The 1,020-nt window shown below is 73.0% G+C and carries 1 protein-coding gene; it reads right to left on the reverse strand.

All coding sequences use genetic code 11. The features are described 5' to 3' along the window. Window positions 1-160 precede the first annotated feature (160 nt). Window positions 161-1,020 (reverse strand): S41 family peptidase (locus ACWEPF_RS39960; protein WP_452176537.1); only part of this gene is annotated, 860 nt, incomplete at its 5' end.

Here is a 1,020-nt window from a genome sequence, read left to right on the forward strand (position 1 = left end):
CGAGGAACTGCGCGAATCGGAAGGCGGCTCACCTGCAACTGAGGCTCCGTCAGCCAGTTGCACGTGCTGCCGTCCCCCTTCGCGCAGTTCCTCGCGCCCCCGGTGTAACCACGTACATCCTCGCGCACCGGTGTGACCACGGAGGTCCTCGCGCCCGGCGTTACCTGGGCGGCAGGGGCGGGCGGCGGAGGTCGGGCCGGGGGGTGTCGGGGGGCGGGGGAGCGGCTGCCGGGTGTTCGGCCAGCAGGTCCAGGGCCAGCCGGACGGCGGTCTCCAGCTCCGTGTGCAGGTGCGCCGCCCACTCGTGCGGCCCCCGCACCACCGTGACGTCCGGCGCCACCCCGTGGTTCTCCACCGACCACCCGATCCCGCCCGTGAACCACGAGGCGTTCTTCGGCACGGAGATCTGCGTCCCGTCCCCGAGCGTGTGACGCCCGGTCATGCCGACCACCCCGCCCCAGGTGCGGGTCCCGACCACCGGCCCGAGCCCCAGTAGCCGGATCGCGGCGATGATGACGTCCCCGTCCGAGCTGGTTGCGTGGTCGGCCAGCGCCACCAGCGGCCCGCGCGGCGCGTCCCGCGGGTAGCGGACCGGCAGCCGCCCCCGGGCGTGGTCCCAGGCCAGCACCCGGCGGTTGAGCTTCTCCAGCACCAGCTCCGAGACGTTCCCGCCGGCGTTCCCCCGCACGTCCAACACCAGGGCGGGGTGGTCGAGTTCGCGCCGCAGGTCGCGGTTGAACTGGGCCCAGCCGGAGCCGCCGAGGTCAGGGATGTGCAGGTACCCGCACCGTCCGTCGCTCAACTCCCGTACCAGCTGCCGCCGTTTGGTCACCCAGTCCTGGTAGCGGATCGGCCGCTCGTCGGTCAGCGGGGTGACCGCGATCCGGCGTTCGGAGCCGTCGGCGGCGGTGCGGAAGGTCAGCTCCAGGCGTTGGTCATCTCGCCGGACTTCGGCCGATTCTGGCTCGGCCAGGCGCTGGCCAATCTGGCGGGCAAGGGCATCACCCTGCTGATCCCGCT

Source organism: Kitasatospora sp. NPDC004289 (assembly GCF_053602875.1).